The following is a 16,704-nucleotide window of genomic DNA, read 5'->3' on the forward strand; positions in this document are numbered from 1 at the left end:
CAACATGCGATTCTCTGTCTACCAGGAAAGCAGGAAAGGCGGCCGCCGCGTCAACCAGGACCGCATGGGCTATTGCTTCACGCGCGACGCACTGCTGATGGTGCTGGCCGACGGCCTGGGCGGCCACGCCCACGGCGAAGTCGCCGCGCAGCAGGCGCTGCAGACGCTGGCGCGCCAGTTCCAGCTGCAGGCGCGGCCCGCGGTGCGTAACCCGGCCGAATTCCTGCAGGACACCATCATGCTGGCGCACCGCGAGATCCACCGCTATGCCGAAGCCAACCAGATGGCCGACGTGCCCCGCACCACGGTGGTCTGCTGCCTGGTGCAGCACGGCCAGATCCACTGGGCCCATGCCGGCGATTCACGCTATTACCTGCTGCGCAAGGGCCGGCTGCTGACGCGCACGCGCGACCACTCCAAGATCGAGAACCTGCTGCAGCAGGAGCGCGTGCTGCCGATGGAGGTGGCCAACCACCCCGAGCGCAACAAGCTCTACAACTGCCTGGGCTCGCCCAACCTGCCGCTGATCGACCTGGGCGGTCCGGTGCGGCTGGAACCGGGCGACGTCGCCCTGCTCTGCTCCGACGGCCTGTGGGGCCCGCTGGACGAGCCGGTGCTGGTGGACAAGCTGTCGCGCTTGTCGGTGGTGCAGGCGGTGCCGGCGCTGATCGACCAGGCGCTGCAGCAGGCCGGCGAAGGTGCCGACAACACCACCGGCATCGCCATGATGTGGGAGCTGGACAACACCACCGCCGGCCAAGATGCGGTGATGACCGACACCCTGCCGCTGAACGCCTTCACCACCTCGATCCTCGAACGCAACGGCACCGACAGCGACCTGTTGTCCGAGGAAGAGATCGAGCGCTCCATCGCCGAGATCCGTGCCGCCATCGACAAGACCAGCAACCTGATGCGGTGATGGCCCCCGCAAGGGCCGGCCGGGTTGGAGCGCCAGCGCGCACCGGCTGGCAGCGGTAGAATCGCGGTCTCTTCCCTTCTACCCCTTGCGGACAAACCATCTCATGCGACCCAGCGGCCGCGCAGCCGATGCGCTGCGTTCCATCAGCCTTACCCGCCACTACACCCGCCACGCCGAAGGCTCGGTCCTGTGCGCCTTTGGCGATACCAAGGTGCTGTGCACCGCCAGCGTGCTGGCCAAGGTACCGCCGCACAAGAAAGGCAGCGGCGAAGGCTGGGTCACGGCCGAATACGGCATGCTGCCGCGCGCCACGCATACGCGTTCCGACCGCGAGGCCGCGCGCGGCAAGCAGAGCGGCCGCACCCAGGAAATCCAGCGCCTGATCGGCCGCGCCATGCGCTCGGTGTTCGACCTGGCGGCGCTGGGCGAATACACCCTTCACCTCGACTGCGACGTGCTGCAGGCCGACGGCGGCACCCGCACCGCGGCCATCACCGGCGCCTTTGTCGCCGCCCACGACGCGGTGGCGACCATGCTGCGTGACGGCCTGATCGCCGCCAGCCCGATCCGCGACCATGTCGCCGCGGTTTCGGTCGGGATGGTCGACGGCGTGCCGGTACTGGACCTCGACTACGCCGAGGACAGCAACTGCGACACCGACATGAACGTGGTCATGACCGGCAGCGGCGGCTTTGTCGAGGTGCAGGGCACCGCCGAGGGCGCGCCCTTCAGCCGCGCCGACCTCGACGCCATGACGCGCCTGGCCGAAGCCGGCATCGCCCGCCTGGTTCAACTTCAGCGCGAAGCGCTGGGCCTGGCCTGAGCCACGGAGCGCGCGATGCAACGCCTGGTACTGGCCTCCAACAATCCCGGCAAGCTGCGCGAGTTCGGCGCGCTGCTGGCTCCGCTCGGCTTTGACGTGATGACGCAGGGCGAGCTCGGCATCCCCGAGGCCGAAGAGCCCTTTGCCACTTTCGTCGAGAACGCGCTGGCCAAGGCGCGCCATGCCAGCCGGCTGTCAGGCCTGCCCGCGCTGGCCGACGACTCCGGCATCTGCGTGCAGGCGCTGGGCGGCGCGCCCGGGGTCTATTCCGCGCGCTATGCGCAGATGGCAGGACAGGCCAGGTCGGACACCGCCAACAACGCCTACCTGGTCTCGCAGCTGGCCGGCAAGCTGAACCGGCACGCGTACTACTACTGCGTGCTGGTGTTCGTGCGCCACGCCGATGACCCGTGCCCGATCATCGCCGAAGGGGTGTGGCATGGCGAGGTCGTCGACGCGCCGCGCGGTGCGGGCGGCTTCGGCTACGACCCACACTTCCTGCTGCCGGCGCTGGGCAAGACCGCGGCCGAGCTGCCGCCGGAAGAGAAGAACCGCGTCAGCCACCGTGCCCAGGCGCTGCGCGCCCTGGTGGCCCGGCTGCAGGCCGAGGCCGCGGAGCTTGCCACCCGATGATTCCGATCGTACCGGCCTCCGCGTCCGTGCCCGTCGACAGCAAGCAGCTGTGGCTCAAGCCCGGGCAGATCAGCCTGCCCGGCTCGCCGCCGCTGTCGCTGTACGTGCATATCCCGTGGTGCGTGCGCAAGTGCCCGTATTGCGATTTCAACTCGCACGCCGCGCCCGGCGCCGACAACCACGAGATTCCGGAAGACCTTTACCTGGACGCGCTGCGCGCGGACCTGGAGCAGTCGTTGCCGCTGGTATGGGGCCGTCCGGTGCATACCGTCTTTATCGGCGGCGGCACGCCCAGCCTGCTGTCGGCGGCGGGCATGGACCGGCTGCTGTCGGATATCCGCGCCCTGCTGCCGCTCGACGCCGATGCCGAGATCACGATGGAGGCCAATCCCGGCACCTTCGAAGCCGACAAGTTCGCCAGCTACCGCGCCAGCGGCATCAACCGGCTGTCGATCGGCATCCAGAGCTTCAATGACCGGCACCTGCAGGCACTGGGCCGCATCCATGGCGGCACCGAAGCGCGCCGCGCCATCGACATCGCCCAGGCCAGCTTCGACAACATCAACCTGGACCTGATGTACGCGCTGCCCGGCCAGACCCTGCAGGAATGCCAGGCGGACGTCGAAGCCGCGCTGGCCTGCGGCACCACGCACCTGTCGCTGTACCACCTGACGCTGGAGCCGAACACGCTGTTCGCGAAGTTTCCGCCGGCATTGCCCGACGACGACACGGCGTACGAGATGCAGGACTGGATCGAAGCGCGCACCGCAGCGGCGGGCTATCGGCACTACGAGACCTCGGCCTACGCGAAGCCGCATCGCGAGGCGCGCCACAACCTCAACTACTGGCGCTTCGGCGACTACCTCGGCATCGGCGCCGGCGCGCACGGCAAGCTGTCGTTCCCCCAGCGCGTGCTGCGCCAGATGCGGCACAAGCATCCGGCAACCTACATGGCGCAGGCCATGGCCGGCAACGCGGTGCAGGAGGCGCGCGACGTCGGCGCCGACGAATTGCCGTTCGAGTTCATGCTCAATGCGCTGCGCCTGACCAACGGCGTACCGGCCTCGAGCTTCCACGACTACACCGGGCTGCCGCTGCACACCATCAGCAAGCAGCTGGCCGAGGCCGAGAAAAAGGGTCTGCTGGAAGCCGACCTGACCACGATCCGCCCCACCGAACTGGGCCGGCGCTTCCTCAACGACCTGCAGGAGATGTTCCTGAAAGACTGAGCGGCCCCATGCCGGCAGCGATAAAAAAAGGCCACGCTAGCGCGTGGCCTTTCACTTCTGGCAAACGTCAGGCTGGCAGGTCAGTACGGCGTGGCCATGTCGTTGGCCACGCGCGCACGCATGCCCACTTGCAGGCTGCCCAGGTTGGACTGCGTCACCGTGGCGAGGCGGCCGTCATCGAGCCGCACGTTGACGCGATAGGCCGTCTGCGTATTGCTGCCCGCACGCTTCTCGATCTGGTTGCCGGCCACGGCGCCGACCACGGCACCGCCGATGGTCGCCGCGGTCTGGCCGCTCCCGCCGCCGATCTGGTGGCCCAGCAGGCCGCCCGCGGCGCCGCCGATCACGGTGCCCAGCAGGCCCGAGCTGCCTTGCGTGGTGGTGACCGGCTCGATCGATTCCACGCGGCCGTAGTATACCGCGCCGGCCGGTGCCTGCGAGGTGTGCGGGTTCTGGTAACCCGGGGGCGGCGCGTTGTAGCCGGTGTTGTAGCCCTGGTCGTAGCCGCTGTTGTACGGCGCCGCACAACCGGCCAGCGCAGCCGCCGCGGCCACCGGAACGATCAGCCATGTTTTGCTAGGGGTTCGCATTTTGCGCATTTTGAGTTCTCCTCTGTTGCCAGGCGAAAGCCGGGGATGCGGCACACACCGCAGTGCCCGGTACGACCATATGAGCGCTGGCGCGATATGAAGGTTCCGCCATGTCAGACAGAGTCCGACAGCACAGCAGAGGATGTGGCAGCAACTGCGGCTGCGCCCGAGCCGCGACGCAAGTCGCCATCAGGGCGCGCGGGCCTTGTATAATGCGCGGCCAGACCGTTGCGTCTGCATGCGGCAATGCGCCGGAGGCCCCGCCCTTTCGCGCTACAATGCCCGCCCTTTTCCGGAAGCGTGGCCGAGTGGTTTAAGGCAGCAGTCTTGAAAACTGCCGATGGGGTGACCCATCCGTGAGTTCGAATCTCACCGCTTCCGCCAGACAAGAAAACGGCCCGCACCAGCGACTGGTGCGGGCCGTTTTTCATTGGGCGTCGTCGTGCAAGCCTTGCTTCAGCAGCCGGTAGGCTTCGGCCTCGGAGATTCGCAGCCGGTATTTCGTGGCCAGCACGCGCGCCAGCCCGCGGGCCGCGCCCGGAGGGCTGTGCCGCAACTGCTCGCGGTAGGCCTCGACTTCATAGCGCAGGCGCCAGCGCCGGCTGGCCAGGTAGAGCACGCCCATCAGGCCCCAGCTGCGCCAGAACTGGCGCACGTGGACCTTCTCATGCTCGATCAGCGCCTGGGTGGCGCCGGGGCGCAGCAGGATCAGCGGACCGGGCGTGAAGCCGTCAAACCCGCGCGGGATCAGCCAGCGGGTTTCGATGACCAGGCACAGGGGCGAGCGGCAGCAGCGGAGCATGCCTCTAGCATAGCGCGCCGGCCGTGCCCGCGCGTGCGGTCTGGCTGCGCGCTCAGGCGGCTGCGCGCAGCGGCGCGGCCGCTGCAGCCAGGGTCGCCCGCGCGCCGGCCTGGCCGCGCGAGCGGCCCGAGCTCAGGTAGCCGGCGATCGATTCCTGCGTGACCTCGCCCAGGTAGGCGCCGTCGGCGCCCATCACCGGCAGCCAGCTGGTGTTGTGCTGGTACATGCGCGACAGCACGATGCGCAGGTGCTCGTCGAACGCGGCCGTGGCGGCGAACGGGCGCATTACCTCGCGGCATGTGCCCTGGCCCGACCGCGCGTCGCGGCGCGTGACGTAGCCCAGCGCCACCTGCGCGTCGTCCACCACCGGCAGGTGGCGCACGTCGGCGTCGTCCATCACGGCGAGCGCCTCGGCCAGCGGCATGCCCGGATGGCAGCTCGGGGGCATGGTGGCGGCATCGCCGGCGCGCACCAGCAGCAGCCGCTTGAGCGTGTTGTCATGGCCGACGAAGGCCTGCACGAACTCATCGGCCGGGTGCGCCAGCAGCGCGTCGGGGTGGTCGAACTGCACCAGCTTGCCGCGGCGGAACACCGCGACCTTGTCGGCCAGCTTGATCGCCTCGTCGATATCGTGCGAGACCATGATCACGGTCTTGCCGAGCTGGCGCTGCATCTGCAGGAATTCGTTCTGGATGCTCTCGCGGTTGATCGGATCGACCGCGCCGAAGGGCTCGTCCATCAGCAGCAGCGGCGCGTCGGCCGCCAGCGCGCGGATCACGCCGATGCGCTGCTGCTGGCCGCCGGACAGCTCGCGCGGATAGCGCGACAGCAGCCGGACGGGATCGAGCTGCACCATCGCCATCAGCTCGCGCGCGCGTTCGCGGCACTGCTTCTTGTCCCAGCCCAGCAGGCGCGGCACCACCATGATGTTCTCTTCGATGGTCATGTTGGGGAACAGGCCGATCTGCTGGATCACGTAGCCGATCTTGCGGCGCAGGGTCACGCCGTCGAGGCCGCGCGTATCCTCGCCTTCGATGCGCACCGTGCCCGAGGTCGGCTCGATCAGCCGGTTGATCATCTTCAGCGTGGTGGTCTTGCCGCAGCCCGACGGGCCCAGGAAGACGCAGATCTCGCCGCGCGGCACCGTCAGCGAGACGGCGTCGACGGCGCGCATCTCGGTGCCGTCTTTCTGCGGGAAGGACTTGGTGAGTTGGTCGAGTTCGATCATAGACGGATCCCCTTCGGCGTCAGCGCCCGCTGCAACCACTGCAGGAAGGCGTCCGCCACGATGGCGAGCAGGCTGACCAGGACCGCGCCCACCGCCAGCTTGCTCATGTTGCTCTGGCTGATCGCCTGCAGGATCAGCACCCCAAGGCCACCCGCGCCGATGATGGCGGCAATGGTGGCAACCCCGATATTCATCACCACGGCGGTGCGCACGCCGCCAAGGATCACCGGCACCGCCAGCGGCAGGTCCACCAGCCGCATGCGTTCCCAGGTGGTCATGCCGATGCCGCGGCCCGCTTCCTGGATGCCGGGGTCGACATTGGCCAGCGCGGTATAGGTGTTGCGCATGATCGGCAGCAGCGAGTACAGGAACACCGCCGTCACCGCGGGCACGTAGCCGAGCGCATGGCCAAAGCGCGCGAAGATCGGGATCATCAGCCCGAACAGCGCGATCGACGGCAGCGTCAGCACGATCGTCGCCAGCGCCAGCAGCGGCGTCGCCAGCGCGCGGAAGCGCGTGATCAGGATGCCCAGCGGCACCCCGATCAGGATCGCCAGCCCCACCGCCGAGCCCACCAGCGCGAGGTGCTCGCCGGTCAGCTTCAGCAGCGTGGGCCAGCTGTGTTGCAGGTATGCGAACAAGTCCATGCGGCCCTCCTCAGATCAGTCCGTGGCCGCGCAGGAAGTCCTCCGCCACCTTGTCAACCGGCTGCTGGCCGATGTCCACCTTGTAGTTCATCTCGGTCATGCTCTGGTTGTCGAGCCTGGCCGCGAGTGCGTTGAGCAGGCCCGCCAGTTCCGGATGCTTATCGAGCACTGGCTTGCGCACCACCGGCGCCGCGTTGTACGGCGGGAAGAAGTGCTGGTCGTCCTCGAGCAGCACCAGGTCGAAGCCCTTGACGCGGCCGTCGGTGGCGTACACCAGCCCTAGTTCCACCTGGTTGTTCTTCAGCGCGGTGTAGACCAGGCCCGGATCGAGCTGGATCACGTCGCGGCGCGAAAACGGCAGCTGGTACTGCGCCTTGAGCGGCTCCAGCCCGTCCGGGCGCGCGGCGAATTCCATGTCGACGGCGAACGGATGGCTGGCGTCGCCGGCCTTGCGCATCTGCTCGGCAAAGGCCGACAGCGTGGTCGCGCCGCTGGCGGCCGCGCGCTCCTTCGGCATCGCCAGCGCATAGGTGTTGTTGATGCCCGAGGCGTCCAGCCACACCAGCCCGCGCGCGCCGTCCATCTGCTTGACGCGCGCATAGCTTTCCTGCGCGTCGAGCTTCTCCTCGACCTTGTTGAACACGATCAGCGCGGTGCCGGTGTAATCCCACACCACGTCGAGCTGGTCGTTCTCCATGGCCTGGCGCATCAGCGTGCTGCCCAGGCCGGCGGTCAGCTCGGCGTCGAAGCCCTTGGCGCGCAGGTACTTGGTGGTCATCGAAGACAGCAGCAGCTGTTCGGTGAAGTTCTTGCCGCCCACACGGACGGGCGCGCCCGCGGCCCGGGCTTCGGGCGCGGTGGCCAGCGCCAGGCCGGCGGCGAAGGCGGTGACCGCTGCCACCAACAACACCACCCGGCGCGCGCGGCGGCGGATGTATTGCATTTGCTTTTCCATTTCAGTATCCCGGTTCAGTGCGCCAGGCCGCGGCGGCGCAGGTAGAGCTGGCCGGCGGCGGCAAACAGTGCATCGAGCGCCAGCGCCAGCAGCGCGGTGGCGGCGGCGCCCAGCAGCAGCAGCGGCTGGTTGTTCAGGTAGATGCCCGGGAAGATCAGCTCGCCCAGGCTGTTGGCGCCGATCAGAAACGACAGCGGCACGGTGCCGACATTGATCACCAGCGCGATGCGGATGCCGGCCAGCATCACCGGCAGCGCGTTGGGCAGTTCCACGCGCAGCAGGCGCTGGGCCGGCGTCATGCCGATGCCGCGCGCCGCTTCCAGCAGCGTGGGCGAGACATTGCGCAGGCCCTCGTAGGTATTGCGTACGATCGGCAGCAGCGAGGCCAGCCACAGCGCCAGGATGGCGGGCCGCTCGCCGATGCCGAGCACGGCCAGCGCCAGGGCCAGCACCGCCAGCGACGGCACGGTATTGCCGACATTGAAGACCTGCATCAGCCGGTCGGCCCAGCGGCGCATGCACGGGCGGCTCAGCGCGATGCCCGCCGGGATGCCGGTGGCCAGCGCCAGCGCCATCGACAGCACCACCAGCCGCAGGTGGTCGCCGACGTCGTAGAGCAGGCGCTCCTGGTACTGGCGAATCACATCGACGCCGATCCACGCCACCAGTGCGACCAGCGCGGCAAGCGTCAATCCCGCCCAGGCCAGCGCCCGTGCCGATTGCTTTGACATACTCTCCCCTCCTCCGGGCCAAAAAGCGCGCAGCACGCCACTTTCCGGCGACGGAAAACAATATGGGCTGGTGCGTGCGGAGATGGGGCGCCACCAGGCCCGGTTCAGATTGCATTGCCGCCATGACCGGCACGATTGCCGGCGGACGGTCTGTGGATTCGTCCGCCGTGGGCGGGGAATCGCGATTGACGGGATGCCGTTGGACGGCAGTCCCTGAAGCGGCGCAACCGGCGGTGCAAGCACATCGCGAACGGTTGGCCAGTGGCAGCGCAAGTATTGAAGTTTTCCGACGCGCCGCCGGTCCATCGGCCGTTGACTGGCAAGGGCTGGCGGGTTTTTACCCACCCTGCTTCTCGCATCAACGGATGACAAAGAGAGCGCTATTATAGCGATCTTCATCGATCTTGTCATCTTTGGCCTTTCCGGGGACGATCTGGCACCGATTTTCGGGCTTCCCGGCGCCGCTGCCGGAGGCCCCGGACACGACACATGCAGCGCCGCGATCGTTCTGAAATCAATACAGCGGCTCACAAGACTTGGCGCACCAGCAGAACAATCTGTTGCCCGTGCGCCCTCTACTCTTTCCCCGCCAAACCACTAAATTGACGAGGTAGCTGAAACGACGGACCGGCCGGCCAACGCCACCGCGGACCGCCCCACAGGAGCAAGACATGGACACCCGTACCCTCACCACCATTCCCGCCACCGCCGCGGAAAGCGTGCAGCGCTCGCGCACCGTCGACCGCGTGGTGCGCGGCATCGCCACCTCGGACGGCGCCGGCGTCAAGCTGACGCGCGTGCTGACGCAAAACCTGCAGCGCCGGCTGGACCCGTTCCTGATGCTCGATGCCTTCGGCACCGACAGCAAGGACGACTACATCGGCGGTTTCCCCGATCACCCCCACCGCGGCTTCGAGACCATCACCTACATGCTGGCCGGGCGCATGCGCCACCGCGACAGCGCCGGCAACGAGGGCCTGCTGCAGAACGGCGGCGCGCAGTGGATGGTGGCGGGCGCCGGCGTGGTCCACTCCGAAATGCCCGAGCAGGAGGACGGCCGCATGGAAGGCTTCCAGCTGTGGCTGAACCTGCCGGCCGCCGACAAGATGACGGCGCCGTGGTACCGCGACCTGCCCGCCGCCGAGATCCCGACGGTGGCGCTGGAGCATGGCGCCACGGTACGCGTGCTGGCCGGTGCCAGCCATGGCGTGGGGGGCGCGATCACGCGCCCGGTGACCGAGCCGGTCTACCTGGACGTCGACCTGCCGGCCGGCCAGTCCTTCGCGCAGGCGCTGCCGGCCGGGCACAACGCCTTTATCTACGTGTACCGCGGCGAAGTCTCGGTCGGCGCGGGCGACGACCGCGCCGTGGTCGCGGCGCAGCGCATGGGCGTGCTGGACAACGCCGGCCAGGCTGACGGCGTCATCGTCAGGGCCGAGGCCGACGCGCGCTTCCTGCTGATCGCCGGCCGCCCGCTGAACGAGCCGATCGCGCAGTACGGCCCGTTCGTGATGAACACGCAGGAGCAGATCTACCAGACTCTGGCGGATTTCCGGGATGGGCGGTTTGCGACTGCTACGGGCGCGTAATCCGGCGTCCGATCTGCTCGCCAGCGTCACAAGACCGCCGCCTCCGGCAAGGAGGCGGCGGTTTTTTTGTGCTGCGCCGGCATGCGACTTGCAACCACCCGCCAATCCGTTGCACAGACTGGACACCAGCCCGATTCGGGCCTTGCGGACCCCGCGCACTTATATAATTCGTCACCAATATCCGGCATCACGAACCGATGATGAATGCTGCAATGCGTCGCGGCGATGCTGCGCCACGCACTGCCGCGCTTTGACGCATCCCCGTTGCTGCCACAACAACAACCCGAGCCGCCTCAGTGACATCACAACTCCCTCCCCGGCTGGCGCTGGCCCATATCAGCAAGCGCTACCCGGGCGTCGTCGCCAACGACGACGTCAGCCTCAGCGTTGCGCCCGGCGAGATCCATGCCGTGCTGGGTGAAAACGGCGCCGGCAAGTCCACCCTGATGAAGATCATTTTCGGCGCGGTTCGTCCGGATGCCGGCGAGGTGCACTTCAACGGGGCGCCGGTCAGCATCGGCAGCCCGCACGACGCCCGCAACCTGGGCATCGCCATGGTGTTCCAGCATTTCTCGCTGTTCGACACGCTCACCGTCACGGAAAACATCGCGCTGGGCCTGCCGGCCGCCCAGCAGGGCAACATGAAGCAGCTGGCCGAGCGCATCCGCGCCACCGCCGAGCGCTACGGCCTGCCGCTGGAGCCCAACCGCCATGTGCACACGCTGTCGGTGGGCGAGCGCCAGCGCGTCGAGATCGTGCGCGCGCTGCTGGCCAGCCCGCAGCTGCTGATCCTGGACGAGCCCACCTCGGTGCTGACGCCGCAGGCGGTGGAAACGCTGTTCGTCACGCTGCGCCAGCTGGCCGCCGAAGGCACCAGCATCCTCTACATCAGCCACAAGCTCGACGAGATCCGCGCGCTGTGCCATCACGCCACCGTGATGCGCATGGGCAAGGTCACCGGCGTGTGCGATCCGCGCCAGGAAACCGCAGCGTCGCTGTCGCGCCTGATGATCGGCGGCGAGCCGCCGCGCGAGGCGCGCGTGGCCGCGCAGCGCGGCTCGGTGCGCCTGAGCGTGCAGGGCCTGTCGCTGCCGCGCGCGCATGCGTTCGCGACCGAGCTGAGCCAGGTTGCGCTCGATGTCCACGCGGGCGAGATCGTCGGCATCGCCGGGGTCTCGGGCAACGGCCAGCAGGAATTGCTGGCCGCGCTGTCCGGCGAGGACACGCGCGCCGACGCCACCTCGGTGCAGCTCGATGGCAAGCCCGCGGGCCGCCTCGATGCGCGCCAGCGCCGCCGCGCCGGACTGGCCTTCGTGCCGGAAGAGCGCCTGGGCCGCGGCGCGGTGCCGGGCATGAGCCTGGCCACCAATATCCTGTTATCGCACCAGACCCCGCCCTATGTCCGGCAAGGCATGATCTCGCCCGGCGCCGCCAGCGGGCTGGCGTCGGCGGTGATCAACCGCTTCCGCGTCAAGGCCAGCGGGCCGCACGCGCTGGCGCGCAGCCTGTCGGGCGGCAACCTGCAGAAATTCATCGTCGGCCGCGAGATCGAAAGCGGCCCGAGGGTGCTGATCGTGGCGCAACCCACCTGGGGCGTCGACGTCGGCGCCGCGGCGCAGATCCACAACGAGATCCTGGCGCTGAAGGCCACCGGCTGCGCCATCCTGGTGGTGTCGGAAGAGCTCGACGAGCTGTTCGCGATCTGCGACCGGCTGCACGTGATTGCCAAGGGCCGGCTGTCGCCATCGCTGCCGACCGAGACCGCCACGCGCGAGCAGGTCGGGTTGTGGATGAGCGGCTTGTGGCCAGGCGGACCGGCCCAGGCCCATGCCCAGGCAGGCATGGAGGTGGCAAGCCATGGCTGATGTGCGCACCCTGCTGCCCCGTTCCCCCCTGACGCTGGCGCCGCGCGGCATGCCCTCGCGCGCCATGGCCTACGCCTCGCCGGTGCTGGCGCTGGCGCTGACGCTGCTGTTCGGGGCGCTGCTGTTCCTGGCGCTCGGCAAGGATCCGGTGGCCGCGCTCAAGGTGTTCCTGGCCGATCCGCTGCGCGACCAGCGTGCGATCGGCGAGGTGCTGCTCAAGACCGTGCCGCTGGTGCTGTGCGCGCTGGGCCTGTCGGTGTGCTACCGCGCCAACGTGTGGAATATCGGCGCCGACGGCCAGCTGATCGCCGGCGGCATCTGCGCCGGCGCGGCGGTGCTGGTTTTCGATGTGCCGGGACAAACCATGAACGGCACCGTGGTGCTGGTGCTGGCGTCGCTCGCCGGCATCGCCGGCGGCATGGCGTGGGCCTCGCTCACCGCGCTGCTCAAGGACCGCTTCAACGCCAACGAGATCCTGGTCTCGCTGATGCTGACCTATATCGCGCAGCAGCTGCTGCTGTGGGTGGTCAACGGACCGCTGAAGGATCCCAACGGCATGAACTTCCCGCAATCGAAGGTGTTCTCGTCCGAGTACCTGCTGCCCAACCTGATGTCGGGTTCGCGGCTGCATGCCGGCTTTGTGGTGATGCTGCTGCTGGTGGCGGTGATGACGGTGTTCGTGTTCCGCAGCTTCGCCGGCTACCGGCTGCAGGTCGGCGGCACCGCGCCGGCGGCGGCGCGCTATGCGGGCTTCTCGGCGCGCAGCGCGCTGTGGAGCGCGCTGCTGATCTCGGGCGCCACCGCCGGCCTGGCGGGCGCGTTCGAAGTGGTCGGGCCGATCGGGCAGCTGCTGCCGTCGATCTCGCCGGGCTATGGCTTCACCGCCATCATCGTCGCCTTTATCGGGCGGCTGCATCCGGTCGGCACCGTGTTCGGCGGCATCATGATGTCGCTGTTCTATATCGGCGGCGAGATGGCGCAGTCGCGCCTGGGCCTGCCTTCGGCGCTCGGCTGGGTGTTCCAGGGCATGCTGCTGTTTTTCCTGCTGGCGTGCGACACGCTGATCGACAACCGCCTGCGCTGGCGCGCCACCACGGCCTGAGCGGAGCCCACCAAGAACATGGAACAACTCGCCCCCCTCATCGCCACCGCCATCAACGCCGGCACGCCGCTGCTGCTGGCGGCGCTGGGCCTGCTGATCAACGAACGCTCGGGCGTGCTCAACCTGGGCGCCGAAGGCATGATGCTGGTCGCCGCGGTGGCCGGCTTCATGGTCGGCTATCAGACCCAGTCGCCGCTGCTCGGCTTCGCCGCCGGCGCGCTGGCCGGCATGCTGATGGCCACGCTGTTCTCGTGGCTGGCGCTGGTGCTGGCCACCAACCAGGTCGCCACCGGACTGGCGCTGTCGATCTTCGGCACCGGCCTGTCGGCCTTCATGGGCCAGCGCTTCGTCGGTTTCGCCATGCCGGCGCAGGCCAAGGCCGTGCCGGGACTGGCCGACCTGCCCTTCGTCGGTCCGGCGTTCTTCCAGCATCACTGGATGGTGTATTTCAGCCTGCTGCTGTGCTTCGCCATCATGTGGTTCCTGTTCCGCTCGCGCGCCGGGCTGACGCTGCGCGCGATCGGTGAATCGCCCGAGTCCGCGCATGCGCTGGGCTACCCGGTGCGCACCATCCGCTTCGGCGCGCTGCTGTTCGGCGGCGCCTGCTGCGGGCTGGCGGGCGCCTACCTGTCGCTGGTCTACACCCCGATGTGGGTCGAGAACCTGGTCGCGGGCCGCGGCTGGATCGCGCTGGCGCTGACCACCTTTGCCACCTGGCGCCCGGGCCGCGTGCTGGTGGGCGCGTGGCTGTTCGGCGCCGTGACCATCCTGCAGTTCTACCTGCAAGGCGTGGGCGTGTCGGTGCCGTCGCAGTTCCTGTCGATGCTGCCCTACGCCGCCACCATCGTGGTGCTGGCGCTGATCTCGCGCAATCCGGCGTGGATACGCCTGAACATGCCGGCGTCGCTGGGCAAGCCGTTCCGCCCCGGCAACGCCTGATCGTTTTTCTGACGGAAATCCCCGAGCCATCAACCATTCACTAAAGGAAAAATCATGATCGTCACGCGCAGGAAGACCCTGGCGGCGCTGGCCGCCACCGCCGTGCTGGCCCTGGCCGGCTGCGGCAAGAAAGAGGCCGACAAGCCCGCCGAACCCGCCGGCGCCGCTTCCGCGCCCGCTGCCGGGCAGGCGGCCGAGCCGCTCAAGGTCGCCTTCGTCTATATCGGCCCGGTCGGCGATGCCGGCTGGACCTTTGCGCATGACAACGGCCGCAAGGCGGTCGAAGAGAAGTTCGGCAACAAGGTCAAGACCACCTTCGTCGAGAACGTGCCCGAATCCGCCGCCGATGCCGAGCGCGTGTTCCGCGACCTGGCCAGCCAGGGCAACAAGCTGATCTTCGGCACCACCTTCGGTTACATGGAGTCGATGCTCAAGGTGGCGAAGGAATTCCCGGACGTGAAGTTCGAGCACGCCACCGGCTTCAAGACCGCCGCCAACCTGGCCCAGTACGACGTGCGCACCTATGAAGGCGCCTACCTGGCGGGCGTGGTCGCCGGCAAGATGAGCAAGACCGGCAAGATGGGGGTGGTGGCGTCGGTGCCCATCCCCGAGGTGATCCGCAACATCGACTCGTTCACGCTGGGCGCGCGCAGCGTCAACCCCAACGCCACGGTCAAGGTGGTGTGGGTCAACAAGTGGTTCGATCCGGGCAAGGAACGCGAAGCCGCGACCACGCTGATCGGCCAGGGCGTCGACATGCTGATGCAGAACACCGACTCCGCCGCCGTGGTGCAGACCGCGCAGGAGAAGGGTGTGCATGCCTTCGGCTGGGACAGCGACATGACCAAGTTCGGCGACAAGGCCCACCTGGCCGCGTCGGTGATCTCGTGGGGCGTCTACTACAACAAGGTGGTGGAAGACGTGCTGAACAACCAGTGGAAGAACAGCACCACGTGGTGGGGCCTGAAGGAAGGCATGATCGACCTGAAGAGCTACAACGCCGACGTGCCGGCTGAGGTCAAGGCCCTGGTCGACGAACGCAAGAAGGGCATCATCGACGGCACCGCACCGATCTGGAAGGGTCCGATCAAGGACAACACCGGCAAGGAACAGCTGGCCAAGGACCAGGTCGCCGACGACAAATTCCTGCACGGCGTGAAGTTCTATGTCGAGGGCGTGGAAGGGAAAATCCCGGGTTGAGCATCTGCGCGCACCTCCGGAACTTGAAGCCCGCGAGACCGGCCCAACCTCTCTGCGTATGCGCCGGTCTCGGGCGCCCGCCATGTGAAGGAGGCCTCTCATGTTGAAGCGTTTTTCGGCCCTGTGGACGCTGGTTCGCCGCGACGGCCGCCTGTTCTGGTACGCGCTGCGCCATCCGGATGCGCCCGCGTGGCTCAAGCCCGCCGCCATCGGCCTGCTGTTCTACGCGATCTCGCCGATCGACCTCGTGCCCGACGTGGTTGCCGGCCTGGGGCTGGTCGACGACGTGGTGCTGATCCCGCTGGCCGTCCACCTGATCCTGAAGCGCCTGCCGCCGCATATCCTGCGCCAGGCGCAGGCGCGCGCCACCGCCACCACGGTCCGGCCGCACTGAAGCAACCAACAAAAAAATCCCCGGGACACCGCGTGTCCCGGGGATTTTTTTAATTCACGCGCAGAACGCTTTCAGTGCGGCAGCAGGATGGTCGAGCCGGTGGTCTTGCGCGCTTCCAGGTCGCGGTGCGCCTGCGCCACCTCGGACAGCGCGTAGCGCTGGCGGATGTCGACCTTGACCTTGCCGGTGGTGACGGCGTCGAACAGGTCGGCCACCATCGGCTCGAGCAGTTCGCGGTGCACCACGTAGGTCATCAGCGTCGGCCGCGTCAGCCGCAGCGAGCCCTTGTTGCCCAGCACCGACAGGTCGAACGGCGGCACCGGACCCGAGGCGTTGCCGAAGCTGACCATGGTGCCGCGCGGCGCCAGGCAGTCGAGCGAGCCGCGGAAAGTATCCGCGCCGATCGAGTCATAGACCGCCGGCACGCCCTTGCCGTTGGTGATCTCCCGCACCCGCTCGACGAACGACTCGCGCGTATAGACGATGGTGTGGGCGCAGCCGTTGGCGCGCGCCAGTTCGGCCTTTTCGTCGCTGCCGACGGTGCCGATCACGGTCACGCCCAGCGCCTTCAGCCACTGGCACGCGATCAGCCCGACGCCGCCCGCGGCCGCGTGCAGCAGCACGGTGTCGCCCGGCTGCACCTTGTAGCTGTCGCGGATCAGGTACTGTGCCGTCAGGCCCTGCAGCATCATTGCCGCGGCGGTGTCGAACGGGATCGCATCGGGCAGCCGCACCACGATGTCGGCCGGCATTACCCGCACCTGCGCGTAGGCGCCGGTGGGACGGCCGGCATAGGCCACGCGGTCGCCCACGGCCACGTGGCGCACGCCCTCGCCCACCGCCTCGACCACGCCGGCGCCTTCCATGCCCAGCCCGCCCGGCAGCGGCTGCTTGTACAGCCCGGTGCGGAAATAGACATCGATATAGTTCAGGCCCACCGCCTCGTGGCGCACGCGCACTTCGCCGGGGCCGGGGTCGCCCACCTGTACATCGACCCACTGCATGACTTCGGGACCGCCGGTCTGCTCGATCCGGATGGCTTTGCTCATCTGCGTCGC

The 16,704-nt window shown here is 68.3% G+C and carries 17 protein-coding genes and 1 tRNA gene; 11 read left to right on the forward strand and 7 right to left on the reverse strand.

Going from position 1 to position 16,704, the window contains the following annotated elements; translation table 11 throughout:
• Positions 1–4 precede the first annotated feature (4 nt).
• The 4 genes from MKD38_RS01945 to hemW all read left to right on the forward strand — a co-directional run bounded on the left by MKD38_RS01945 (position 5) and on the right by hemW (position 3,604).
• Complete coding sequence (locus MKD38_RS01945) at positions 5–919, forward strand: PP2C family protein-serine/threonine phosphatase (RefSeq protein ID WP_111519004.1); 915 nt, start codon at positions 5–7, stop codon at positions 917–919.
• 103 nt (positions 920–1,022) lie between these two features.
• Entirely contained in the window at positions 1,023–1,742 is a 720-nt protein-coding gene (gene rph / locus MKD38_RS01950) for a ribonuclease PH (RefSeq protein ID WP_252674408.1), read from the forward strand.
• A 15-nt stretch (positions 1,743–1,757) separates the two neighbouring features.
• The gene (rdgB, locus tag MKD38_RS01955) at positions 1,758–2,375 is read left to right on the forward strand and encodes an RdgB/HAM1 family non-canonical purine NTP pyrophosphatase (protein ID WP_252674409.1); all 618 of its coding nucleotides are present in this window, start codon (positions 1,758–1,760) and stop codon (positions 2,373–2,375) included.
• Positions 2,372–3,604: a radical SAM family heme chaperone HemW gene (gene hemW / locus MKD38_RS01960; RefSeq protein WP_252674410.1), complete on the forward strand. Its 1,233-nt coding sequence runs from the start codon at positions 2,372–2,374 to the stop codon at positions 3,602–3,604. Before rdgB ends, hemW begins: the two co-directional genes overlap by 4 nt.
• A gap of 80 nt (positions 3,605–3,684) precedes the next feature.
• Here the strand turns inward: hemW and MKD38_RS01965 are convergent, their stop codons facing one another.
• The gene (locus MKD38_RS01965) at positions 3,685–4,194 is read right to left on the reverse strand and encodes an outer membrane lipoprotein (protein WP_252674668.1); all 510 of its coding nucleotides are present in this window, start codon (positions 4,192–4,194) and stop codon (positions 3,685–3,687) included.
• A gap of 294 nt (positions 4,195–4,488) precedes the next feature.
• On the opposite strand from MKD38_RS01965, the gene MKD38_RS01970 reads away from it, so the two are divergent.
• Positions 4,489–4,578: transfer RNA gene (locus MKD38_RS01970), tRNA-Ser, on the forward strand.
• A 43-nt stretch (positions 4,579–4,621) separates the two neighbouring features.
• On the opposite strand, the gene MKD38_RS01975 is transcribed toward MKD38_RS01970, so the two are convergent.
• From MKD38_RS01975 to MKD38_RS01995, 5 genes are read right to left on the reverse strand one after another with little or no spacing between them, the layout of a single operon-like run.
• Positions 4,622–4,996 carry a hypothetical protein gene (locus MKD38_RS01975; RefSeq protein ID WP_252674411.1) on the reverse strand — a complete coding sequence of 125 codons (375 nt, stop codon included), beginning with the start codon at positions 4,994–4,996 and terminating at the stop codon, positions 4,622–4,624.
• 52 nt (positions 4,997–5,048) lie between these two features.
• Entirely contained in the window at positions 5,049–6,224 is a 1,176-nt protein-coding gene (locus tag MKD38_RS01980) for an osmoprotectant ABC transporter ATP-binding protein OsmV (protein ID WP_252674412.1), read from the reverse strand.
• A complete protein-coding gene (locus MKD38_RS01985) occupies positions 6,221–6,871 on the reverse strand; it encodes an ABC transporter permease (protein WP_252674413.1) in 651 nt (216 codons plus the stop codon). Before MKD38_RS01985 ends, MKD38_RS01980 begins: the two co-directional genes overlap by 4 nt.
• A 10-nt stretch (positions 6,872–6,881) precedes the next feature.
• Entirely contained in the window at positions 6,882–7,814 is a 933-nt protein-coding gene (locus MKD38_RS01990) for a glycine betaine ABC transporter substrate-binding protein (protein WP_252674414.1), read from the reverse strand.
• A 26-nt stretch (positions 7,815–7,840) separates the two neighbouring features.
• Positions 7,841–8,557 carry an ABC transporter permease gene (locus MKD38_RS01995; protein WP_252674415.1) on the reverse strand — a complete coding sequence of 239 codons (717 nt, stop codon included), beginning with the start codon at positions 8,555–8,557 and terminating at the stop codon, positions 7,841–7,843.
• 671 nt (positions 8,558–9,228) lie between these two features.
• Here MKD38_RS01995 and MKD38_RS02000 point away from each other — a divergent pair.
• The 6 genes from MKD38_RS02000 to MKD38_RS02025 all read left to right on the forward strand — a co-directional run bounded on the left by MKD38_RS02000 (position 9,229) and on the right by MKD38_RS02025 (position 15,646).
• Positions 9,229–10,146, forward strand: a complete 918-nt coding sequence (locus tag MKD38_RS02000) for a pirin family protein (RefSeq protein ID WP_252674416.1) — start codon at positions 9,229–9,231, stop codon at positions 10,144–10,146.
• Positions 10,147–10,442: 296 nt separating this feature from the next.
• Positions 10,443–12,011, forward strand: a complete 1,569-nt coding sequence (locus MKD38_RS02005) for an ABC transporter ATP-binding protein (RefSeq protein WP_252674417.1) — start codon at positions 10,443–10,445, stop codon at positions 12,009–12,011.
• Positions 12,004–13,113, forward strand: a complete 1,110-nt coding sequence (locus tag MKD38_RS02010) for an ABC transporter permease (protein ID WP_252674418.1) — start codon at positions 12,004–12,006, stop codon at positions 13,111–13,113. The genes MKD38_RS02005 and MKD38_RS02010 overlap by 8 nt, the downstream gene beginning before the upstream one ends.
• Before the next feature lie 18 nt (positions 13,114–13,131).
• Positions 13,132–14,052, forward strand: a complete 921-nt coding sequence (locus MKD38_RS02015) for an ABC transporter permease (protein ID WP_252674419.1) — start codon at positions 13,132–13,134, stop codon at positions 14,050–14,052.
• 54 nt (positions 14,053–14,106) lie between these two features.
• Positions 14,107–15,252, forward strand: a complete 1,146-nt coding sequence (locus MKD38_RS02020) for a BMP family ABC transporter substrate-binding protein (RefSeq protein ID WP_115706340.1) — start codon at positions 14,107–14,109, stop codon at positions 15,250–15,252.
• 100 nt (positions 15,253–15,352) lie between these two features.
• On the forward strand, positions 15,353–15,646 hold the full coding sequence (locus MKD38_RS02025) for a YkvA family protein (RefSeq protein ID WP_092308282.1): 294 nt from the start codon (positions 15,353–15,355) through the stop codon (positions 15,644–15,646).
• A 71-nt stretch (positions 15,647–15,717) separates the two neighbouring features.
• On the opposite strand, the gene MKD38_RS02030 is transcribed toward MKD38_RS02025, so the two are convergent.
• The gene (locus tag MKD38_RS02030) at positions 15,718–16,695 is read right to left on the reverse strand and encodes a quinone oxidoreductase family protein (protein ID WP_252674420.1); all 978 of its coding nucleotides are present in this window, start codon (positions 16,693–16,695) and stop codon (positions 15,718–15,720) included.
• Between the last annotated feature and the right edge of the window lie 9 nt (positions 16,696–16,704).

The organism is Cupriavidus sp. WGlv3 (assembly GCF_023952475.1).
Classification (GTDB): domain Bacteria; phylum Pseudomonadota; class Gammaproteobacteria; order Burkholderiales; family Burkholderiaceae; genus Cupriavidus; species Cupriavidus phytorum.